Annotated in this window: 24 protein-coding genes; 11 read left to right on the forward strand and 13 right to left on the reverse strand. The window is 72.5% G+C overall.

The annotated features are described in order from the left end of the window. The first annotated feature begins 54 nt into the window (after positions 1-54). Entirely contained in the window at positions 55-507 is a 453-nt protein-coding gene (locus tag KBY32_RS23115) for a flavodoxin family protein (protein WP_210981442.1), read from the forward strand. Positions 508-745: 238 nt separating this feature from the next. Beyond that, the gene (locus KBY32_RS23120) at positions 746-2,815 is read left to right on the forward strand and encodes a DUF1996 domain-containing protein (protein ID WP_210981443.1); all 2,070 of its coding nucleotides are present in this window, start codon (positions 746-748) and stop codon (positions 2,813-2,815) included. A gap of 95 nt (positions 2,816-2,910) precedes the next feature. On the opposite strand, the gene KBY32_RS23125 is transcribed toward KBY32_RS23120, so the two are convergent. The 6 genes from KBY32_RS23125 to KBY32_RS23150 form a co-directional block, all read right to left on the reverse strand. After that, on the reverse strand, positions 2,911-3,672 hold the full coding sequence (locus KBY32_RS23125) for a YqjF family protein (RefSeq protein WP_210981444.1): 762 nt from the start codon (positions 3,670-3,672) through the stop codon (positions 2,911-2,913). 38 nt (positions 3,673-3,710) lie between these two features. Continuing rightward, positions 3,711-4,124, reverse strand: a complete 414-nt coding sequence (locus KBY32_RS23130) for a cytidine deaminase (RefSeq protein WP_210981445.1) — start codon at positions 4,122-4,124, stop codon at positions 3,711-3,713. 55 nt (positions 4,125-4,179) lie between these two features. Further along, a complete protein-coding gene (locus KBY32_RS23135) occupies positions 4,180-5,259 on the reverse strand; it encodes an ABC transporter ATP-binding protein (RefSeq protein ID WP_210981446.1) in 1,080 nt (359 codons plus the stop codon). After that, a complete protein-coding gene (modB, locus tag KBY32_RS23140) occupies positions 5,256-6,080 on the reverse strand; it encodes a molybdate ABC transporter permease subunit (RefSeq protein ID WP_210981447.1) in 825 nt (274 codons plus the stop codon). Before modB ends, KBY32_RS23135 begins: the two co-directional genes overlap by 4 nt. Further along, on the reverse strand, positions 6,077-6,880 hold the full coding sequence (gene modA / locus KBY32_RS23145; protein ID WP_210981448.1) for a molybdate ABC transporter substrate-binding protein: 804 nt from the start codon (positions 6,878-6,880) through the stop codon (positions 6,077-6,079). Before modA ends, modB begins: the two co-directional genes overlap by 4 nt. 144 nt (positions 6,881-7,024) lie before the next feature. Beyond that, the gene (locus KBY32_RS23150) at positions 7,025-7,420 is read right to left on the reverse strand and encodes a molybdopterin-binding protein (protein WP_115505446.1); all 396 of its coding nucleotides are present in this window, start codon (positions 7,418-7,420) and stop codon (positions 7,025-7,027) included. Positions 7,421-7,731: 311 nt separating this feature from the next. Here KBY32_RS23150 and KBY32_RS23155 point away from each other — a divergent pair, with 311 nt between their 5' ends. Beyond that, positions 7,732-8,172, forward strand: a complete 441-nt coding sequence (locus tag KBY32_RS23155) for an ATP-binding protein (RefSeq protein WP_210981449.1) — start codon at positions 7,732-7,734, stop codon at positions 8,170-8,172. A 53-nt stretch (positions 8,173-8,225) separates the two neighbouring features. Here the strand turns inward: KBY32_RS23155 and KBY32_RS23160 are convergent, their stop codons facing one another. The 4 genes from KBY32_RS23160 to KBY32_RS23175 form a co-directional block, all read right to left on the reverse strand. Continuing rightward, complete coding sequence (locus KBY32_RS23160) at positions 8,226-8,660, reverse strand: ATP-binding protein (protein WP_308293778.1); 435 nt, start codon at positions 8,658-8,660, stop codon at positions 8,226-8,228. A 141-nt stretch (positions 8,661-8,801) separates the two neighbouring features. Then, a complete protein-coding gene (locus KBY32_RS23165; RefSeq protein WP_247689887.1) occupies positions 8,802-9,191 on the reverse strand; it encodes a PRC-barrel domain containing protein in 390 nt (129 codons plus the stop codon). Between the two features lie 29 nt (positions 9,192-9,220). After that, positions 9,221-9,463 carry a DUF5133 domain-containing protein gene (locus tag KBY32_RS23170; RefSeq protein WP_210981450.1) on the reverse strand — a complete coding sequence of 81 codons (243 nt, stop codon included), beginning with the start codon at positions 9,461-9,463 and terminating at the stop codon, positions 9,221-9,223. A 68-nt stretch (positions 9,464-9,531) separates the two neighbouring features. Beyond that, positions 9,532-10,392 (reverse strand): SigB/SigF/SigG family RNA polymerase sigma factor, encoded by an 861-nt coding sequence (locus KBY32_RS23175; protein WP_055623012.1) that lies wholly within the window; start codon positions 10,390-10,392, stop codon positions 9,532-9,534. Positions 10,393-10,773: 381 nt separating this feature from the next. Between KBY32_RS23175 and KBY32_RS23180 the strand changes: the two genes are divergently transcribed. Beyond that, on the forward strand, positions 10,774-11,646 hold the full coding sequence (locus tag KBY32_RS23180; RefSeq protein WP_079033716.1) for an RNA polymerase sigma factor SigF: 873 nt from the start codon (positions 10,774-10,776) through the stop codon (positions 11,644-11,646). A 93-nt stretch (positions 11,647-11,739) separates the two neighbouring features. Here the strand turns inward: KBY32_RS23180 and KBY32_RS23185 are convergent, their stop codons facing one another. After that, positions 11,740-12,198 carry an ATP-binding protein gene (locus KBY32_RS23185; protein ID WP_210981451.1) on the reverse strand — a complete coding sequence of 153 codons (459 nt, stop codon included), beginning with the start codon at positions 12,196-12,198 and terminating at the stop codon, positions 11,740-11,742. 421 nt (positions 12,199-12,619) lie between these two features. Between KBY32_RS23185 and KBY32_RS23190 the strand changes: the two genes are divergently transcribed. Then, entirely contained in the window at positions 12,620-13,018 is a 399-nt protein-coding gene (locus tag KBY32_RS23190; RefSeq protein ID WP_055623014.1) for an STAS domain-containing protein, read from the forward strand. Positions 13,019-13,243: 225 nt separating this feature from the next. Here KBY32_RS23190 and KBY32_RS23195 read toward each other — a convergent pair whose 3' ends face one another. Next, complete coding sequence (locus KBY32_RS23195; RefSeq protein ID WP_210981452.1) at positions 13,244-13,678, reverse strand: MarR family winged helix-turn-helix transcriptional regulator; 435 nt, start codon at positions 13,676-13,678, stop codon at positions 13,244-13,246. A gap of 201 nt (positions 13,679-13,879) precedes the next feature. Here KBY32_RS23195 and KBY32_RS23200 point away from each other — a divergent pair, with 201 nt between their 5' ends. From KBY32_RS23200 to KBY32_RS23225, 6 genes are read left to right on the forward strand one after another with little or no spacing between them, the layout of a single operon-like run. Continuing rightward, a complete protein-coding gene (locus tag KBY32_RS23200) occupies positions 13,880-15,052 on the forward strand; it encodes a PP2C family protein-serine/threonine phosphatase (RefSeq protein ID WP_210981453.1) in 1,173 nt (390 codons plus the stop codon). Positions 15,053-15,112: 60 nt separating this feature from the next. Then, entirely contained in the window at positions 15,113-16,012 is a 900-nt protein-coding gene (locus tag KBY32_RS23205; protein WP_210981454.1) for an STAS domain-containing protein, read from the forward strand. Next, entirely contained in the window at positions 16,009-16,428 is a 420-nt protein-coding gene (locus tag KBY32_RS23210) for an STAS domain-containing protein (RefSeq protein WP_210981455.1), read from the forward strand. Before KBY32_RS23205 ends, KBY32_RS23210 begins: the two co-directional genes overlap by 4 nt. Then, positions 16,425-16,868, forward strand: coding sequence for an anti-sigma regulatory factor (locus KBY32_RS23215; RefSeq protein WP_055623019.1), 444 nt, complete (start codon positions 16,425-16,427; stop codon positions 16,866-16,868). Before KBY32_RS23210 ends, KBY32_RS23215 begins: the two co-directional genes overlap by 4 nt. Further along, positions 16,868-17,941: an ATP-binding SpoIIE family protein phosphatase gene (locus KBY32_RS23220; RefSeq protein WP_210981456.1), complete on the forward strand. Its 1,074-nt coding sequence runs from the start codon at positions 16,868-16,870 to the stop codon at positions 17,939-17,941. The genes KBY32_RS23215 and KBY32_RS23220 overlap by 1 nt, the downstream gene beginning before the upstream one ends. Continuing rightward, entirely contained in the window at positions 17,938-19,671 is a 1,734-nt protein-coding gene (locus KBY32_RS23225; protein WP_210981457.1) for a PP2C family protein-serine/threonine phosphatase, read from the forward strand. Before KBY32_RS23220 ends, KBY32_RS23225 begins: the two co-directional genes overlap by 4 nt. 12 nt (positions 19,672-19,683) lie before the next feature. On the opposite strand, the gene KBY32_RS23230 is transcribed toward KBY32_RS23225, so the two are convergent. Continuing rightward, a complete protein-coding gene (locus KBY32_RS23230; RefSeq protein ID WP_210981458.1) occupies positions 19,684-20,139 on the reverse strand; it encodes a MarR family winged helix-turn-helix transcriptional regulator in 456 nt (151 codons plus the stop codon). Between the last annotated feature and the right edge of the window lie 28 nt (positions 20,140-20,167).

Below are 20,167 nucleotides of genomic sequence, written 5' to 3' on the forward strand. Positions count from 1 at the left end.
CGGCACCGGGCGTGCCGCTTGCGCGGATCCGCGCTCCGGGGGCAGGGTGCGGTCGTGCCCACCTTGCTGATCGTCCATCACACCCCGTCTCCCAACTGCCAGGCCCTGCTGGAGGCGGTCGTCTCCGGTGCCACCGCGCCCGAGATCGAGGGCGTCGACGTCGTACGCCGCCCGGCGCTGTCCGCCACCGCCTCCGACGTCCTCGCCGCCGACGCCTACCTGTTGGGGACGCCGGCCAACCTCGGGTACATCTCCGGCGCCCTGAAGCATTTCTTCGACCAGATCTACTACCCGTGCCTCGACGCCACCCGCGGCCGCCCCTTCGGGCACTATGTGCACGGCGGCAGCGACGTCACCGGCGCCCTGCGGGCCGTCGACACCATCACGACCGGTCTCGGCTGGCAGCGGTCGGCCCATCCGGTGACCGTGACGGGCGAGCCCGGCAAGGACGACATCCAGGCGTGCTGGGAGCTGGGCGCCACGCTCGCCGCGGGTCTCATGCCCTGAGGGATCCGCGCCCAATTCACCTGCGTCGACGCAGGTGAGAGCGTTTCAAACCGTCGGGCACTGAGAAACTTGTGAGAATTTCCGAGGCGGTTGAACACAGAGGGGCTCGCCTCCGTATGGGAGCAGGGGGATTTTCATGCCCTGACCGATCACGAGGCGATGGAGTAATTCCTTGGGACGCAGCACGCGGAGACGCCCCACGGGCGCACGGCGCGCGACCTTTGCAGCGGTCGCGCTGATGTTGGGTGGTGGCGGCCTCGTCGCGGCCAACGTCGTTGCCTCGGCCACCGAGGAGGGCGGAACGGACTCCGCCCAGACGCTGTCCACCCCGGCCGGCACGATCGACTGCCCCGACGTCGGCACCAAGCTGACCAATGTGCCGGAGGGGGCGAAGGAGGACGTCGCCAAGGAACTCGCCCTCCTCGACCAGCAGATCGCCGACGCCTACCAGCGACTGATGAACGCCGGACAGGCCATCGAGCAGGACAAGGCCTTCGCAGAGAACTCGATCATGACGCCGCTGAAGGAGAAGCGCGCGGCGACGATCGAGCGGATCGCCATCGCCGTGGACCGCCAGGGCGACCGGCCCGAGGGCCTGGACGCCCTCGCCGCCTGCACCCTGCGCGCCCCGGAGAGCAGCGCGCCCGCCGAGCAGCCCAGCGACGGCGGCCAGCAGAGCGGTGACGGCCAGGGCGACGCCGGACAGGGCGGCGACGGGCAGAACGGCGACGGCCAGAACGGCGACAACGGCCAGAACGGCAACGGCGGTCAGGCCGGCAACGGCCCCGTCGCCGCCGACTACGTCGACATCAAGTCCGTCCAGCCCAACGTCTCCGAGCCGGCCGTGCGCCAGGGCGGCTCCAGCGGCTCCTTCGCCACCAGCTGCGGTGTGAACGAGAACGGGCTGTTCAACTCGGACAACGTGATCGTGGCCCCCGGTGTCTCCAACGGCGCCCACCACTTCCACGACTACATCGGCAACCAGTCCAACACCGCTTTCGCCAGCGACGAGGACCTGGCCAACGCCGACACCAGCTGCGTGGACAAGAGTGACAAGTCCACGTACTACTGGCCGGTGCTGCGTCTGCAGAACGGCAAGCAGGAGCAGGACGCGAACAAGCCCGGCGGTGGCATCGAGGGCAACGCCGGCGAGATCGTCCAGCCCAAGGAGGTGACGCTGAACTTCGTGGGCAACCCGCAGAGCAAGGTCACCGAGATGCCGCGTCTCCTGCGCATCATCACCGGCGACGCCAAGGCGTTCGTCAACGGCCCGGCCAACGCCAACGCGTCCTGGAGCTGCACCGGTTTCGAGGACCGGCAGCTGAAGGACAAGTACCCGCTGTGCCCGCAGGGCAGTGACGTGGTGCGCTCGTTCAAGTTCCAGAGCTGCTGGGACGGCCAGAACATCGACAGCGCCAACCACCGCGCCCACGTGGCGTTCGCCGCGGCCGACGGCAGCTGCGGCAACGGCTTCAAGGCCATCCCGCAGCTCGTGCAGCGGATCGTCTACGACGTCGACGCGCCCAGCCTCCAGGACGGCGGCAGGACCACCCCGCTGTTCGCGGTGGACTCCTTCCCCGAGCAGCTGCACAAGCCCGTCACCGACCACGGCGACTTCATCAACGTCTTCGACGAGAAGCTGATGAGCGAGATGGTCGACTGCATCAACGAGGGCCGCACCTGCGGCGTCGGCGCCGGTGACGGCGGCGGCGACCCGGGCCAGGAGGAGCCGACCGAGGCACCCACCACCCCGCCCGCCGACAACGGCGGCGACGGCGGCGGCAACGGCGACGGCGGCGGCAACGGTGACGACGAGACGCAGCCGCCCGCCACGGAGGAGCCCGCCACCGAGGCGCCCACCACCCCGCCGGCCGACAACGGCGGCGACGGTGGCAAGGGTGACGGCGGCCAGGACAACGGTGGCCAGGACAACGGCGGCGGTCAGAACGACGACGGCGGCAAGAACGACGACGGCGGCAAGAACGACGACGGCGGGAACGGCGGCGCCGGTGCCGGGCAGCCGCAGGACGACGAGCCCACCGTGTCCAGCACGGTGGCGCCCAAGTCCAGCGGTGAGCCGGACGCCGGGAACGACGAGGGCGGCGACGAGGCGGACGCCATCGGCACCCCCGCGCAGACCCAGCCCCCGACCAGCGACACCGACTCCCTGACGGGCGGTGCGCGGGCCCAGGCGGTCGGCGGCGACCTCGCCGAGACCGGCACCTCGCTGTGGCCGGCCGCGGGCGGAGCCATTCTGCTGATCGCCGGGTTCGTGGTGCTCATGCGCACCAGGCGGTACGCCCGTTGAGGGAGTGACGCGCCACACCTGACACGGTGATTGTGACGGCGAAGGGCCCGGACCGGGTACACCGGTCCGGGCCCTTCGTGCTGCCGCCGTCCCGGTCAGGGTGTGGGAAGGCCCGCCGGGCGCGCCGGACGCCCCAGCCGCACCGGCACACCGGGGGAGTACAGCACGCTGACCGGATCGCCCTCGGGCGCGGGCAGCCCGGCCGCCGTGATCAGGTTCTCCTCGCGGACGACCGCCTCGGCGCGGTGCAGCGGCCAGCGCGGATGGTCGTTCGGCAGATACGCCGAGGGCCCGGCCTCGCCGAAGAAGGCGTTGTGCATGCCCCAGCGGGCGGTGAGGAAGTGCTCAAGACCCGTCGGCTCCGCGATCCGCTCCCCGACGCGCACGGTGAGCCGGCTGTACGCGCCACGCGGCCCCGGCCATCTGCGTGAGCTCGTGTACGTCACCGTGTCGCCCGCCCGGCGCACGGCCATCCGGGACCAGAGGTACGGCAGCTTGAAGCCGACGCGTCCCATGACCACCGGGATCAGCCGGGCGGCGTCCATGGAGCGGAACACCACCCCGCGCCGCCCGTGCGCGTCGACCGAGTACAGCCGCACATTGGTCTCGGGGAACGTCCCCAGATACGGCACCCCGGGCAGCCGCAGCCAGCCGACCCGGTGCATCCGGAACGCGACCAGACCGACGTAGGTCGCCCCGTCGTAGGTGTCGGGGACGGTGCCGCGCGGCAGCAGCCCGGACACGGCCGCCGGGTCGACCGCCCAGTGCAGGAAGGCGAGATCGAGCCAGCGCTGGGTGAGCAGCGGGCTGCGGATACGGGAGGGGGCGTCCGGGGAGACGGCTGACGGCTCGACCACGCGTCCAGCATCGCAGAGCGCCGTCGCCGCGCGCCGCCCTAGCCGGCGTCGAGCTGGTGGTCCGCCCAGACGTAGGTCGCGGGCAACAACTCCCTTACGGGAACGGTCCGCAGGCCCTCCTCGGAGCCGACGACGACGTCGAGGGACGGGAAGTAGTCGAACAGGACCTGACGGCAGCGCCCGCAGGGTGGGATGACACCGCGGTCGCGGTCGCCGACGGCGACGATCGTGTCCAGCTCGTAGGCGCCCTGTGCGGCGGCCGCCCCGATGACGACGAGCTCGGCGCACGGACCGCCCGTGAAGTGGTAGGCGTTGACGCCGGTGACGATCCGGCCGTCCCGGGCGCGGGCGGCGGCCGCCACGGTGTGGTTGTCGCCCCGGCACGCCTCGCGGGCGACGCGGCCCGCGGCCTCGACGAGTGCGTGGTCGACGCGGATGTCCTCGGCGCTCATGTCCTCTGCTTCCGTACGGGGGAGGCTCATTGTCCCCCCGGGCGGGTGGCAGGCCTCAGGCGGGATAGGCGTGGGTCTGCGTCGCCTTGACCGTCGCCCACACCGCGGCGCCGGGACGCAGGTCGAGTTCGGCGGCGGCGACCGTCGTCAGGTCGGCGGCCAGCGGGAGTTCACCGGACAGCGCCGCGCGGATCTGGTCGCCGTGCGTCTCCAGACCGGCCACCTCGCAGCGCCACAGATTGCGGGCGCTGGAACCGGTCGGACGCTCCCGGTGCAGGGTCACCGCGCCGGGCGGGAACGCGACGAAGACAGGACCGGTCAGCTCCTCGGTGGTCGTGACCAGCGGGCCGCCGTCGACCTGGACGGTGTGCCCGCGCGCCTCGCCCCGGTAGAGGTTGAGGCCGACGAGCCGGGCGATGTAGTCGCTGCGCGGATGCCGCGCGATGTCGGGCGGGCCGCCCTCCTGGACGACCCGCCCGTCCTCGATCACGACGAGATGGTCGGCCAGCACCATCGCGTCCAGCGGGTCGTGGGTGACGAGGACGGCCACCGCCTCGAAGTCCGCCAGATGGTGACGCAGCCGCGCCCGTACGTCGAGCCGGGTCCGGGCGTCGAGCGCGGCGAGCGGCTCGTCGAGGAGCAGCAGCCGCGGGTGGGTCGCCAGGGCGCGGGCGAGGGCGACCCGCTGGGCCTGCCCGCCGGACAGCCGGCGCGGTTTGCTCGCGGCGTGCTCGGCGAGCCCCATGCGCTCCAGCCACGCGGCTGCCTGCGCCCGGGCGGCGGCCTTGGGCACCTTGTGGCAGCGCGGTCCGAACGCCACGTTGTCCAGCGCGGACAGATGCGGAAAGAGCAGATAGTCCTGGAAGACGACCCCGACCGGGCGGGACTCCGGCGGCGTACGGTCGAGATCGGCGCCGTCCAGCCGCAGATGCCCGGCGGACAGCGGGACAAGGCCGGCCAGCGCGCGCAGGGCGGTCGTCTTGCCGGCGCCGTTCGGTCCGAGGAGCGCGACCACGTCACCGGGCGCCGCGCGCAGCGTCACGTCGAGACGGAACGCGTCCCGCTCCACGACCAGACGGGCGTCCAGCCCCTCGCCGTCGCGAGCGGGCACGCTGGTGTGGGCCGTCGCGGTCATGAGGCGGTCATCCAGCGGTCACGCAGGCCCGCGAGCACCGCGACGGACACGGCGAGCAGGACCAGGCTGAGGGCGATCGCCGCCTCGGGGTCGTTCTGGAGGGCCAGATACACGGCGAGCGGCATGGTCTGGGTCCGGCCGGGGAAGTTGCCGGCGAACGTGATGGTCGCCCCGAACTCACCGAGCGCCCGCGCCCAGGCGAGGACGGCGCCGGCCGCGATCCCGGGCGCGACGAGCGGCAGCGTGACCCGGCGGAACGCGGTGAAGCGGGAGGCGCCCAGGGTGGCCGCGGCCTCCTCGTAGCGCGGGTCGGCGGCGCGCAGGGTGCCCTCGACGCTGATGACGAGGAACGGCATCGCCACGAACGCCTCCGCGACCACCACGCCCGCCGTGGTGAACGGCAGGGTCACACCGAACCAGTCGTCCAGCAGCCGGCCCACCACGCCGTTGCGGCCGAGCGCCATCAGCAGCGCCACACCGCCGACCACGGGCGGCAGGACGAGCGGCAGGGTGACCAGCGCCCGGACCAGCCGCCGGCCGGGGAACTCGACCCTGGCCAGCAGCCAGGCCAGCGGCACGCCGACGACCAGGCTCACTACGGTCGCCGCCGTCGCGCAGACCAGGGACAGCCGCAGCGCCTGCCACACCTCGGTGCTGGTCAGCAGATCGGGCATGCTCCGCCAGGGAGCCCGTACGAGAAGGGCGACCAGCGGCAGCACGAGGAACGCGACCCCGATCAGCGCGGGCACGAGCAGCGGCAGCGGTGCACCCCGGCCCAGACGGCGGCGCCGGGGAACGGCCGGGGAATCCTGGGCTTTCACGGCGCGAGGAACCCGGCCCCGGTCAGGACTTTTCGGCCCACGGGGGAGCGCACGAGCGCGAGGAACGCCTCGGCGGCCTCGGCGTTCTCCGACCGTTCGAGCACGGTGATCGGGTAGTCGTTGACGGCGTCGGCCGACTCGGGGAACTCCACGCCCTCCACCTTGTCACCCGCGGCCCGCACATCGGTCCTGTAGACGACGGCCGCGTCGGCCTCCTTCAGGACGACCTTGTTGAGCGCGGACTTGACGTCCTCCTCGTAGGAGACGGGGGTGAGCTCGAGCCCGCTCGCGTCGAGGGCCTTCTCCGCGGCGGCCCCGCACGGCACCGAGACGTCGCACAGGACGACCTTGAGGCCCTTGCGGGTGAGGTCCTCGAGGGACCCGATCCGGTCGGGGTTGCCGGGGAGGGTGGCGATCTCCAGCCGGTTGCGCACGAAGGTGACGGGAGTGCCGGAGGCGTCCCCGGCGTCCGTGACGATCTTCATCGTCTTCGGGCTGGCCGAGGCGAAGACATCGGCGGGCGCGCCGCCGGTGATGCTCGCGGCCAGCGCGTCGCTGCCGCCGAAGCTGAAGGTGACATGGGCGCCCGGGTGCTCGCGCTCGAAGCGCTCGCCCAGTTCCTCGAAGCTCTCCTTGAGGGAGGCCGCGGCGAACACGGTCACCTCACCCGACACACCGCCCGCTCCCGAGGCGGGCGACGGCCCGGAGGACGAGCAGGCGCTCAGGACCAGCAGCGCGGCGGCCCCCACGGCACCCGACGACAGGGCACGCCGGATCCGGCGCGAAGAACGGCTGGGCACGGAGGCACTCCCTCGGTCGCGAACGAACGCGTACACCGATCATAATGCCGCAGATGCAAGGGAAAAGACTCTGGTTGATTCGCATGAGCCGTTTGTTGGAGCCACTGCCCTGGCATGTGCGTTTCTACGGCAGGGCTGCCCGACTCATGTGCGGTCGATATGGACATTCGTCGACTTGACCCGGGCGGTGGCCTCCATGCCGACCTCGAGACCCAGCTCCTCCACGGCCTCCCGGGTCAGCAGCGACACCAGCCGGTGCGGTCCGGCCTGGATCTCCACCTGGGCCGCCACGTCCCCGAGCTTGATCGCGGTGACGATGCCGGGGAAGGCGTTGCGCACGGAGGTGGACGAGGGCGCCTCCTCGCCCGCGCCGCTGCGGGCGAGCTCCACGGAGAAGGCGGCGAGATCCCTGCCGTCGATGAGGCGCCTGCCGCTCTCGTCGCGATGGGTGGCCACCCTGCCCGCGTCCGCCCAGCGCCGGGCGGTGTCCGGACTGACACCCAGCAGCCGCGCCGCCTGACCGATCGTGTATGCCTGCATGGCGCCAAGATAGGTCAGCCGCCGGGACGTCCCATCGGAGGACCGCACGGACGGCGACCGGGAGGGACGGCCGTGGCGTCCCCGCGCCTGTGATCACGCACACACCGCAGGGGACCGGGAGGCAGGCCCCGGGTCCGAGTTGCCCGGTGATGGCACTCGGTGTCCCGTGTGGGTTCCCCGTCGAAGGGGAACCTGGCAGGCTGCACCCGGTTCGGGACGCGTAGCCGCGCTCTCGCTGGGAACCAGCAGCGGAGTAAGCAGCAAGGACAAGTCACCGCGGCCGAACGGCGGACGGGGCCGAAGAAGGTGTGATGGCGACCGAATCACAGGACGGCGGCAAGAAGCCGTCTATGGAACAGACACAGGAGTGGGGGGCCCGCTTCGACGGGGGGTTCGGCGATGTGACGCGTGCGCGTCTGGGCGCGGAGGAGTATCTGAACCGACTCGCGAGGGCCTCGCCCCCGGCGACCCCGGAGTACCGGGACGACATCCTGCTGGTGGTCAGCGAGCTGGTCTCGAACGCCATCCAGTACGCGCCGGGTCCCATAGAGCTGACCATGCGCAAGGCGTTCGACGGCGTCCATGTGACGCTCGGCGACACCAGCACCACCCCGCCGGCGCCGCGCCCCTTCCACCCCGGGACGGGCAAGGGCGGAGGCATCGGCTGGTATCTCATCCACACGCTGTGCGACCAGGTCAGCGTGGTGGTGCGCGAGGAAGGAAAGGACGTCCACGCCTTCCTGCCCTGGTGAACCATGACGTGTGACCGTCCTGCGGAAGGGCCGCCCGGCCGCGGGACGGGCCTTCATGTCAGCGGCGCCAGGACGCTGACCGTCTTGCCTCCCTCACGGCGGCGGTCGATCCGGATCTCCCGCGTCAGGCGGATGATCAGCGGCCAGCCGTACCCGCTGCCCTCGTGGGTCTGCGGCAGCGTGCCCGGACCGAAGGCGGCGGCCGGAACGGTGTCGCTGTAGTCGTGCACGCGCAGCCGCAGTCCATCGCGCTCCACGGCCACCTCGAACCCGGCGAGGCCGTCGCCGTGCCGGATCGCGTTGGTGACCAGCTCGGACACCACCAGCATCAGGTCCATCACCGCGCGCTCGTCCACGGGGGAGGTGCGCGCGTGCTCCTCGACGACCGACTTCACGAAGCCGCGTGCCGCCGATGCGCTGCTGACCTCGGCGGGCCGGAACCGCAGCACGCCTCCGTCCCCGGCCCGCCGGTCCTCCGCCGGCCTCACGAGCGTCCGCCCGCGGTGCGCGCCCCGGCCCGCGAGGCCCGGCAGGCGCGCACCCGGTGCTGTGCGGCTGTCGTCATGCCACCATCCCTCGGACACTCTCGTCCCGTGCCCTTCGTCCCGTTCCCGTGCATGACCACCCGGCTACCCCGAAGCCTGCGACGCATGGGACAGCCGCGCGTGGTGGGCACCGACGGCTGCGAGGTACCGCGGATCACGGGTCTCGCGGTCCGTCTCGAACCGGGGGGCCTCCTTGGCCTCCGCGCGGGTGCACGCGACCGTGACGGTCCGCTCCCGCTCGTCCACCCCGGTCACCGTGCCCGCGGGGATCACCAGGCTCCGGCCGAACACCCAGGCGCCCGTGTCGACGATCAGATGGCGCTGAGGGGTGTCGTCGGCCTGCCGGTCCACATGCCCGATGATCCCGTCGGTCGCCTCGACTCTGAACCCGGTGAGGTCCAGCCCCTCCCGGTGCCCGCTGCCGGGCCGGTAGGACCAGATTCCGTCGGTGCCCACATCGCTCCCTTCCGTCATGACCGTTCACCTCCGTGCCGCCGGCCCGTCTATACGGCGGCGGCCGCCGCGCGGTGTGCCGCGGGCTCGTCCAGAGACGCGGCCAGCATGTGCCGCGCCGTCTCCAGTGCCTGTCCCACCTCGCGCGTCCCGGTCGAGACGCACAGCGTGTACGCCAGGTCCTGGACCCGCGGGTCGTGCCGGTCCGGGCGCTCCCCGGGGGCCGTCCGCGTCATGAGCGCCTCGTACTCGTCGACGAGCCGGCGCAACAGCGTCGGGTGGGGCATCAGCATCGGTGTCCGCTCCTCGGATGAAGTCGTCGCACGGGTGGAGTCGTCGTACGGGGGAGGGGCCGGCGGTCTCAGCCGGAGCGGCCTCCGCCGCGGCGCTGCGGGCGGGCGTCCTGGTCGAGCACCTCGGCCCGGACCTTCGCGCAGCACCGGCTGATCAACCGTGAGACATGCATCTGGGAGATACCGAGCTGGTCGGCTATGCGGCTCTGCGTCATGTCCTCGAAGAAGCGCATGTAGAGGATCGTCCGCTCCCGCTCGGGCAGCCGCCGCAGTCCCTCCTTCGCCGCCTCCCGGTCGATGACCACGTCGTACGCCTCCTCGACTCCGCCGATCGTGTCGGCGAGGCTGAAGCCGTCCTCGCTCGCGGACATCTCGGCGTCCAGGGAGAGCGTGCTGTAGCTCTCCAGGGCCTCCAGGCCGGCGTTCACCTCGTCCTCAGTGAGCCCGGTGTGGGCGGCGATGTCCGCGACGGACGCGGTCGCCCCCGAGCCGGACTCGGTCAGTTCACGGCGCGCGATCCGCACCTTGTTGCGCAGCTCCTGGACGCGGCGCGGCACCCGCAGCGCCCACATCCGGTCGCGGAAGTGCCGCTTGATCTCACCGGTGATGGTGGGCACGGCGTAGCTCTCGAAGGCGCCCCGCCCGGGCTCGTACCGGTCGATCGCCTTGACCAGGCCGAGCGCGGCGACCTGGCGCAGGTCCTCCAGCGACTCCCCGCGATTGCGGAAGCGGCCGGCGATCCGGTGGGCCATGGGCAGCCAGGCCCGGGTCAGTTCGTCGCGGAGCGCGTCCCGCTCGGGCCCGTGCGGCAGCTCGGCCAGCCGGACGAAGTTGCTCGCCGTGTCGGGGGCGTCGTCGTGGACGCGCCCACCGGAGACACGGGGGCGGGCAGGGAGGTCGGAACCATGTGCGGACGTTTCAACCAGCATGAAGACAGCTCCTGAACGGCTTTCTCAGGGATGTGCGTGTGGAAACGGTGCACGGGGCACGCTGGCCCCGCAGCGGCTCACGTCGTTCGCACCGCCGCGCCTCTGGTCCGAAGCACGAAATCCCGCATGCCCCGGGTCCTGTGGTGCAAACAGCGCGCACGCAGAAGAAGGGGAAAGAAGTCCGCGGGCCGGATGGGCGGGGCCCGGCGGGGTCCCTGGGAGCGGACGCGGCTTATGGTGGATGCATCCGGACGTGGTTTCCGGCGAGAAGTCACCGCGTTCGAGAAGTTCCTCGAGATTCTCGGTTTCCTCGGGATTGACCCGCGGGATCGGGGGCATCCGGGGGTACGACAACAGGTTCTGGCATCGGGAGGGCGGCACATGGCAGCCGTGACGGTGGCGCAGGCAACGGCCACGGCACAGGAGAAGGAAGCGACGGAGGCGGCGCTGCCGCTGATCGAGGACCCGTCGCGGGTGAAGCCCCAGGACGCACGCGAGCTGTCGCGTCAGTTCTTCGACCGACTGGATGTGCTGGAAGAGGGCACGCACGAATACCAGTACGTACGCAACACCCTGATCGAGATGAACCTGTCCCTCGTGCGGTACGCGGCATCGCGCTTCCGTGCCCGCGGGGACTCGCTGGAGGACATCGTCCAGGTCGGCACGATCGGGCTGATCAAGGCGATCGACCGGTTCGAGATCTCTCGCGAGGTCGAGTTCACGACCTTCGCCGTGCCGTACATCGTCGGTGAGATCAAGCGTTTCTTCCGTGACACCAGCTGGGCCGTGCATGTGCCGCGCCGGCTGCAGGAGGCGCGTGTGGAGCTGGCCAAGGCCACCGAGGAGCTCAGCTCCCGGCTCGGCCGGACGCCGACCACCCGTGAGCTGTCCGAGCTGATGTCGCTGTCGGAGGAAGAGGTCATCGAGGCCCGCAAGGCCTCCAACTGCTACCAGTCGGCCTCGCTGGACGCCGCCGTCTCCGGTGACGCGGAGAGCGGCGAGTCGGTGCTGGCGGACCTCCTCGGCGAGGAGGACCCGTCGCTGGAGCTGGTGGAGGACTTCCACTCGCTCGCCCCGCTGATCGCGGGACTGGACGACCGGGAACGGAAGATCATCCACCTGCGGTTCGTGGAGGAGCTGACCCAGTCGCAGATCGCCGAGCAGATCGGTGTCTCGCAGATGCATGTCTCGCGGCTCATCAGCCGCATCATCAAGCAGCTGCGGGTCGGACTGCTGGAGCCCGGGGTCGCCTGACCCCGGGACAGGGAAGTCGCAGGAAAGCGCGGCGCCGAGGCGTCGCGGGTGGGCCGTGGCCGCGAGGCCGGCGGCCCACCCGTGTGTCCGGGGTCAGGCGCCCTCCTGGTGCGGCCCGAGGAGGGGGATCACCGCGGTGACCCGCTTGCCGCCGGTGGGCAGGTCGGCCACCTCGACCTCGCAGGCCAGCCGGCACACGATCGGCCAGCCGCGCCCTCCGCAGCGGTGCCGGCCGCGGCGGTCGACGGACTCCAGCGTCACCGGCCGCCGGCGCTCCCGGTCGCACACGGACAGATGGAGGTTCTCGCCGACGACCTCGACGTCGAAGTCGGTGATGCCGCCGCCGTGCAGCATCGCGTTGGTCGTCAGCTCCGAGGCGACGAGCAGCGCGTCCGACAGCGAGTCGGGCGTGTACGGGGCACCTTGGCCGGTCGGGCACTCGGCGAGAGCGCGCCGTACCGCTCCCCGCGCCTCGGCGGGGTTGAGCGGTCCGTGGCGCGTGGGGTCGCCGGCCGGGCCGGTGGGGGTGTGGACCCCCTGTTCCTGACTCATGCTGCAGCTCCCTGACCGGAGGGCGGGAAGACGGGCCGGTCACCGGGCGTCCCGGGCGGACGGGGGCGGACCCGCTTTCCTCCCTCCTCCACGATCTGTGACGTTCCCTCCCTTTTCGCGTGACCAGACGGAAGGGGATCAAACCGTTTCCCCGCGCGTGTGTCCGTACGGCCGTCCGGACGGGTGACCTGCGGGGAAGTGTCTGGGATCCGGTCCGTGTACGGGGAGGATCCGGGGGTAGACGGCCGAGCGGAACGCGTCGACGCACGGTCGGGGCCGTGAGCCACGGCCGGGTCGAGGGGCGCCGACCCCGGACCGCCGACGACCGGCCCGGGCCGGTGCCGGACGACATGTTCCGCGATGCATCGAACCGGCCGTTCGGGGAACCCGTCCCGATCGCCAACGCCTGTGGGAGGTACTTGTGTCCATTGCCCAGAATCCCTTGTCGATCAAGGTGGAAGTGCCCAGGGAGGACGCCGTGCTGCTGACGGTCGAGGGCGACCTGGACATGGACACGGCCACCGAGCTGCAGCACCACCTGGCCAACCAGCTCCATCACGGCCGCCGCCACTTCCTGCTCGACATCGCCGGTGTGCCCTTCATGGACTCGTCCGGCATGAACATCGTGCTGCGGGCCTACCAGGAGGTGCGGGAGATCCCCGGCGGTGTGTACGTGATCTCGCCGACGCCCGCGGTCCGGCGGATCATGGATCTCACCGGGGTCAGCATCACCGTGCCCATCGTGGAGAGCGTCGAGGAGGCGCTGGCCGTGGCGGACTCCGGCGGCCCGGCCGCCCCCGAGCCCCCGGACGAGGACTGAGCGCCGCTTCCCATCGGTTTCCACCGGGACGGCCCGGCAGGGCGTCTCCTGCCCCCGCAGGCACAATAGTTGCCGTTTGACAACTATGGCCATGAGGCAACAGAGTGAGCGAGTCATAGCGCGGGAGGGGTGGGGAGCGTGCCGTTCAGCAACGACGGTCCGTGCCGCCGTCCGGTGGCGCGGACCGCGTCCCGTCCCGGTCCCGTGACCGCGCGGCGACGGGTGTCAGGCGCTTCGGGCGTCCGGCTCCTCGTCGCTCTCGTGGATCTCCGCCGACGCCGCGCGGCAGAAGGCCTCCAGGCCCTCCAGCAGCGCGTCCCGCTTGGCCACGGGCATCTGCTCCAGGACGGACTGCAGGGCGGCCTCGCGCCGCGCGCGCAGCTCCGCCAGGAACGTCCGGCCGCGCCGGCTCAGATGCAGCCGCAGCTCCCTGCGGCTGGCGGCGCTGGTCTCACGCTCGACGAAGCCCACCGCCTGCAGCCGGTCGCACAGCCGGCTCGTCGACGGCGGGGTGGAGCCCAGCGCCTCCGCGAGCATCCGGAGATTGATGCCGTCGCTGTGCTCCAGGATGAACAGCACGCGGATCTGGGAGGCGGACACCGGGGCGGTCGAGGCTCGGCCCCACAGGACCTCCAGCAACTCGGCGGCCTCGGAGGTCATGTGTGCCACCTCGTCCGGCCGCGGATGGGCGTAGGAGGAAGTCACGGCCCCACTCTTTCAGGCTTGGCGGATGCTGTCAGCCCGCTGTTCCGGGCAATACGTGCAGAACGATAGATACGGACAAGAGGGACCGACGGCGGTTCCCGCGGTGACGTGGGGGCCGGGCGCCGTCACCGTGACGAGGATGGCCGATCCGACATCGTGAACAGATTCGTGGCAGCCGAGAGGGCGCTGCGCTCCGCGGCACCGCACCGGCTCGTGGAGGCGGTGCGGGACGTGCTGTGCGCCGAGTACGAGGCGACGTCCGTCGAGCTGTACCTGGCCGACTACGCCCTCGTCCAGCTCCAGGAGGTCCACGCGACCGACGGCCGGGCCGAGTCCGTCCCGGCCCGCGGCAGCACCGCCGGACGGGCCTTCGGCTCCCAGGAGCCGTACACCGAGGACCTCACCGGCGGCCGGGTGCGGCTGCACCTGCCGGTGACCGTGCGCGGCGACCGGCTCGGCGTCCTCATCGTGACCATGCCCTCCGCCGACGGCGCCGACGGCGCCCTGGACGAGCTCGCCGATATCGCGCAGGTGCTCGGGCACGAGATCGTCGTCGCCGACCGGGACACCGACCTCTATATGCGGGCCCGTCGCGCCGACCGGCTCACCCTCGCCGCCGAGATGCAGTGGCAGCTCCTGCCCGGACGCTCCTGCGCCGGCCCCGAGTACGCCGTCGGTGCCCAGCTGGAGCCCGCCTACGCGATCCACGGCGACAACTTCGACTGGTCCGCCGACGCCGAACGCCTGATGGTCTACGTCACCAACGGCATGGGCGAGGGCATCGAGGCGTCCCTGCTGACCAACCTCGGCATCAACGCCCTGCGCAACGCGCGCCGCGCCGGGCTCTCCATCGAGGACCAGGCCGCCCTCGCCGACCAGGCCGTCTTCGCCCAGTACCGCGGCGAGTCGTACATCTCCGTGCTCCTCGTCGACCTGGAGCTGCGCACCGGGCGGCTCAGCGTCGTCGACGCCGGGTCCCCGCGGATGCTGCGGCTGCGCGGCCGCACCGTCACCCCCGTCGACCTCGAGGCCCAGCTTCCGCTCGGCATGTTCGAGGAGACCGACTACGTCGCCCACGAGGTCGACCTCGCCCCCGGCGACCGGCTCCTCTTCGTCAGCGACGGGGTGTACGCCGTCTGCGCGCCCGGCGGCGAGGAGTACGGGGAGCGCTCCCTGGCCCGCGCCATCGTCTCCACCAGCCTGCTGCCCGCCGCCGAGGTCCCCCGGGCCGTCCTGCGGGAGCTGTCCGGCCACCGGGGCGCCACCGAACCCGCCGACGACGCGCTCGTGGTGTGTCTCGACTGGTTCGGGCCGCCCGAGGTGGCCTGACCGGCGGCCAGGCTTCCCCGTAGGGTCGGGGCAGCGCACAACCAACGAGGAGGGAACTTCGTGCCGGAACAGCACACGGCCAAGGACAGGACCGATCCCAAGCAGGAGGTGGCCGCCTTCCTGCGGGAGCGGCGCGAGCAGATCGCCCAGCGCTGGGCCGACGCCGCGGTGTTCCGCACCGTGTTCACCGTCTCCCGCGACGAGGCGGTCGAGGCGGGCCGCTCCGTCGTGGAGGCCCTGGCCGCGGTGGCCGCGTCCGGACGGATCGAGGACCTGGAGGCCGACGGCTTCGCCGTGGTCCGCGAGCAGCTCGCGCGCACCGCGCAGGCCCGCGCCCGGGCCGGCGCCACCATGGGCCAGATCTCGGCGGAGATGGAGGCGCTGCGCCCGCCCGTCACCGAGTTGCTGCTCGACGAGCTGTCCGGCGCGCCCGCCGACCACGTCCGCGAGTGCACCACCGTCCTCGCGGTGCTGATGGGCACCCTGCGGCTGGTCATGCTGGAGACGACCACCGTCGCCGGACAGGACCTCATCAACCGGCAGCGGCTGGAGATGCTGGAGATCGCCACCCCCGTGATCAAACTCTGGGAGGGCATCGTCGCCGTCCCGCTCATCGGCACGCTGGACAGCGCCCGCAGCCAGGTCGTCATGGAGACCCTGCTGGACGCCATCGTCGAACAGCACGCGCGGATCGCGATCCTGGACATCACCGGGGTGCCGACCGTCGACTCGCTCGTGGCCCAGCACCTGATGAAGACCGTCGCGGCGGCCCGGCTGATGGGCGCCGAGTGCATCGTCTCCGGCATCCGGCCGGCCATCGCGCAGACCATCGTCCACCTCGGCATCGACCTCAGCTCGATCCAGACCCGCGCCAGCCTCGCGGACGCCCTGGCCTACGCCCTCCAGCAGCAGGGCGCGCACATCGTGCCCTCCGCCGGCCCCGTCGTGGAGCCGCGGTGACCGGGGCCGCCACACCGCCCGACGGCTATGTGCCCGTGCTGCGCCTCGGCGGGATCCTGCTCGTCACCCTGCAGGGCGACCTCTACGACAGCACGGCGGAACGGCTGCGGCAGGACATCGGCCGCACCGTCTCCGACGACGCGGTCACCGGTGTCGTCATCGACCTGTCGGGCGTCGAGATCGTCGACTCCTTCATGGGCCGGGTGCTCAGCGACATCGCCGCCATGACCCAGCTGCTCGCCGCGCAGACCGTCGTCGCCGGGATGCGCCCGGCCGTCGCCATCACCCTGGTGGAACTCGGCCTGACCCTGCCGGGGCTGCGCACCGCGCTGAGCACCGAGGAGGCCATGAACCTGCTCGGCGCCCAGGTCGCGCACCTGCCCCGGGCCGTCGGCGCCCGCCGGGAGCGGCCGTGACCCACAGCACCGGAAGCGTCTCCGCCCGTCTGCCGCTGACCTCGGACCTGGACCTGGTCCGGGCCCGGCAGCATGTGCGGCAGATGACCGCCGAGCTCGGGTTCAGCCTGGTCGAGCAGACCAAGCTGGTCACCGCGGCCAGCGAGCTGGCGCGCAACGCCCTCGTCCACGGCGGCGGCGGCCGGATGGAGTGCACGCAGGTGACCGCCGGCGGCGTACGCGGCCTGCGCCTCGTCTTCAGCGACGACGGCCCCGGCATCGCCGACCTCGACCAGGCCCTCTCCGACGGCTACACCTCCGGCGAGGGACTGGGCATGGGCCTGCCCGGCGCCCGGCGCCTGGTCCACGAGTTCTCCGTCGACAGCGCCCGCGGCCAGGGCACCACCGTCACCGTGACGTCCTGGGTCGCCGGTCCGCCCCGGCAGCGAGAGGCACCCTGATGCCGCGCGTCTGGGAGGTCCCGGTGCACGACTCGACCCGGGTCCGCGACGTCCGTGTCGCGGCCCGGGACGCGGCCGGGCGCGCCCTGCTGCCCGAGGAGCGGGTCGCCGCCGCGGAACTCGTGGCCACCGAGCTGGCGACGAACCTCCTCAAGCACGCGGGCGGCGGACGGGTCCTGCTCGACCTCGTCGTCCCGGCCGCGCCGTCCTACGGCGACGACCTCCTCCGGCTGGTGCAGATCGTCGCCGTCGACCACGGCCCCGGCATCGCCGACGTCGAGACGGCGCTGATGGACGGCTTCTCCACCAGGGACTCCCTCGGCGCCGGCCTCGGCACCTGCCGGCGTACCTCCGACGGCTTCGGCCTGCACAGCGTGCCCGGCAAGGGGACCGTCGCGATGGCCAGGATCGGGCCCCGGACCGACCGGCCCGGCACCGGTCCCTACCCGCCGCGGGTCCCGGTGCGGGCCGGCGGGGTCAACGTCCCGCTGGCCGGCGGCGAGTTCTCCGGCGACGCCTGGACCTGTGTACGCACCGCCGACCGCGTCACGCTGATGCTCGCCGACGGGCTCGGGCACGGCCCCCAGGCCGCCCGCGCCTCCTCGGCGGCCACACACGCCCTGCACCAGGCGGCTCATCTGCCCCCGGACGAGCTGCTGCGGCGGATGCACACCGCGCTGCGCGAGACCCGGGGCGCGGCCGTCGCCGTGGCCCAACTCGACGTCAGTGCCGGTCAGTTGTATTTTGCCGGGGTGGGAAACGCGGGGGCCCGGCTGCGTCGCGGCGACACCTGGCACGGACTGGTCTCGCGCCCCGGCATCGTCGGCGCCCACCTTCCGACACATCTGCACCAGCATCGGGAGGACTGGACCCCCGACAGCCTCCTCGTCCTGCACTCCGACGGGCTGCCCAGCCGCTGGAGCCCCGGCGCCGCCACCGGCGGACCGCCCCTGCTCGACCCCGCCGTCGTCGCCGCCTCGATCATGCGGGACGCCAGCAGTTCCGCCCGCCCGGTCCGCGACGACACCGCCGTCGCCGTCCTCAGCCCCAGCCCCCCGGACCGCTCCTCATGATCCGAACCTGGTCTGTCCGCACCGTCACCCAGGCCGCGCGGGCCCGTATCGCCGCGGCCCGGCTGGCGGCCACCTGCGGGGTCAGCACGGTCGAACGCACCCGTCTGGTCACGGCGTTCACCGCGCATCTGCGGCAGTGCCTCACCAAAGGCGGCACCTGGCGGGTCGGCGTGACCGCGACTCCGATTCCCGGCGGCGGCGAGTTCGTCCTCGAGGTCGAACCGGTCGGCCGCGGCTCCCAGGACCGCCCCGGCCCCTGGCGCATGGCGATCTCCTGCGCCGAGGACGTCGACCTCTCCGACGGCGACCACGGCGCCGACGACCCCGCCTCGCTGGCCGAGGCCCTGTTCGGCGCCGACGAGGACGCCGCCCTGCTGCTGGAACGGCTCGACGAGCAGGAGGCCCTCGTCGCCTTCCACCGGGAGGAACTGCACCAGACCAACCAGGGCGTCCTCGCCCTGCACGCCGAACTCGACGCCGCCAACCAGGCCCAGCGCCGCCTCTTCGACGCCGAGCAGAAGGCCCGCAGGGAAGCCGAGGCGGCCCGCGGCCGGCTGACCTTCCTCGCCGACGCCAGCGCCGCCCTGACCGCCTCCCTGAACCACGAGGCCATCGTGCGGCTGCTGCCCGCCCTGCTGGTCCCGCGCTACGCCCGTGCCGTCGACATCTGGCTCTTCGACGGCACGGAGAGCAGCAGCCCCGACCGCGGCGCCTCCCACCCCGCCGCCGCGGTCGTCGCCGCCCGCCGCGAGCGCCCCCAGTACGCGGCCGACCACCCCGGCGGCCTGCCCGGCGTCGACGACCATCCGCCGTCCGCTCTCGACCCCGGCCGGCCCCTGCTCTGCATCCCCCTGCCGACCCGCCGGACCCCGCAGGGCGTCCTCACCCTCACGTCCCCGGACGAGGGCTGGGACGCCGACGACGCCGTCATGCTCGTCGAGCTGACCCGCCGCGCCAGCATCGCCCTGGAGAACGCCCGGCGGTTCGAGCACAACCGGGACATCGCCGAGACCCTGCAGCGCGCCCTGCTCACCGAGCTGCCCCGGACCCCCGGACTGACCCTCGCGGCCCGCTACCTCCCCGCCACCCGCGGCCTGAACATCGGCGGCGACTGGTACGACGCCTTCCGCCAGCCCGACGGCAGCCTCATCACCGTCGTCGGCGACGTCACCGGGCACGGGCTGCACGCCGCGGTGATGATGAGCCAACTGCGCACCGCCCTGCGCGCCTACGCCGTCGACGGCAGCAGCCCCGGCCAACTCCTCACCCGGCTCCACGAGTTCCTGCACCGGCTGCGCATGGACCTGTACGCCACCGCCGTCATCGCCCGCTTCCACCCGCACGACGACACCCTCACCTGGGCCGCCGCCGGCCACCCGCCACCGGTGCTGCGCACCCCCGACGGCGAGGTGATCACCCTGGACGCCAAGCCGGGCGCGATGCTCGGCATCCCCCTGCAGCAGCGGATCGCCGACCACACCGCGCCCGTACCCCCCGGCTCCACGCTCGCCCTCTACACCGACGGGCTGGTGGAGCGCCGGGCCCAGGGCATCGACCCCGGCATCGGGCGGCTCACCGACGCCCTGGCCACCTTCCGCGCGGACGAACTCGACCAGGACCTCGAAGGGTCCGCCGACCGGCTGCTGCACCCGCTGCTGCACGACTCCGAGCACGACGACGACGTCTGCCTGCTGCTGTGCCACGTGCACGGCGACGAGCAGCCCGTCTGAGCCCCACGGCGGCTACTCGGGGTCCAGAGGGCCGTGGTCGAGGGCGCGCAGCACCCCTTCGAGGCCCACCCGCTGATGGACCGCGACGCCCTCGAACGCGGCCGTGAGCCGCACCGACAGCAGCCGGGTGAGCTCCGCCAGGAAGCGGTCGCCCTGGGCCGTGGTCTCCAGCCGCACCTCACGCCGGTTGTCCGGCTGCACACAGCGCCTCAGCAGCCCCGCCGCCTCCAGCCGGTCGCAGAGCCGGCTCGCGGTGGGCAGGCCGATGCGCAGATGCCCGGCCAGCGCGGTCACATTCAGCTCGGGCCGGCGCCGTACGGCTCTCAGGGCCCGGACCTGACGCGGCGACAGCCGCGGATTCACATCCGCGACCGCCGAGAACCACAACGTCACCAGGCCCTCCACGGCCTCGACGGTCTCGCGTCCGACGGCGTAGGAGGGGAGGGGGGAATCCTGTTCGGGGGGCATGGTCCGTCCTGCCTGGACTTCATCAGTG

The organism is Streptomyces sp. RK62, assembly GCF_018070255.1.
Taxonomy (GTDB): Bacteria; Actinomycetota; Actinomycetes; order Streptomycetales; family Streptomycetaceae; genus Streptomyces; species Streptomyces nigra.

What these genes read in the sequence shown, in the direction of transcription:
- KBY32_RS23120 (WP_210981443.1), top strand. Translation starts at nt 746, where the DNA reads ATGTTGGGTGGTGGCGGCCTCGTCGCGGCCAACGTCGTTGCCTCGGCC.
- KBY32_RS23130 (WP_210981445.1), bottom strand. Translation starts at nt 4,124, where the DNA reads ATGAGCGCCGAGGACATCCGCGTCGACCACGCACTCGTCGAGGCCGCG.
- KBY32_RS23135 (WP_210981446.1), bottom strand. Translation starts at nt 5,259, where the DNA reads ATGACCGCGACGGCCCACACCAGCGTGCCCGCTCGCGACGGCGAGGGG.
- KBY32_RS23150 (WP_115505446.1), bottom strand. Translation starts at nt 7,420, where the DNA reads ATGCAGGCATACACGATCGGTCAGGCGGCGCGGCTGCTGGGTGTCAGT.
- KBY32_RS23155 (WP_210981449.1), top strand. Translation starts at nt 7,732, where the DNA reads ATGGCGACCGAATCACAGGACGGCGGCAAGAAGCCGTCTATGGAACAG.
- KBY32_RS23165 (WP_247689887.1), bottom strand. Translation starts at nt 9,191, where the DNA reads ATGACGGAAGGGAGCGATGTGGGCACCGACGGAATCTGGTCCTACCGG.
- KBY32_RS23170 (WP_210981450.1), bottom strand. Translation starts at nt 9,463, where the DNA reads ATGCTGATGCCCCACCCGACGCTGTTGCGCCGGCTCGTCGACGAGTAC.
- KBY32_RS23175 (WP_055623012.1), bottom strand. Translation starts at nt 10,392, where the DNA reads ATGCTGGTTGAAACGTCCGCACATGGTTCCGACCTCCCTGCCCGCCCC.
- KBY32_RS23180 (WP_079033716.1), top strand. Translation starts at nt 10,774, where the DNA reads ATGGCAGCCGTGACGGTGGCGCAGGCAACGGCCACGGCACAGGAGAAG.
- KBY32_RS23185 (WP_210981451.1), bottom strand. Translation starts at nt 12,198, where the DNA reads ATGAGTCAGGAACAGGGGGTCCACACCCCCACCGGCCCGGCCGGCGAC.
- KBY32_RS23195 (WP_210981452.1), bottom strand. Translation starts at nt 13,678, where the DNA reads ATGACCTCCGAGGCCGCCGAGTTGCTGGAGGTCCTGTGGGGCCGAGCC.
- KBY32_RS23220 (WP_210981456.1), top strand. Translation starts at nt 16,868, where the DNA reads ATGCCGCGCGTCTGGGAGGTCCCGGTGCACGACTCGACCCGGGTCCGC.
- KBY32_RS23225 (WP_210981457.1), top strand. Translation starts at nt 17,938, where the DNA reads ATGATCCGAACCTGGTCTGTCCGCACCGTCACCCAGGCCGCGCGGGCC.
- KBY32_RS23230 (WP_210981458.1), bottom strand. Translation starts at nt 20,139, where the DNA reads ATGCCCCCCGAACAGGATTCCCCCCTCCCCTCCTACGCCGTCGGACGC.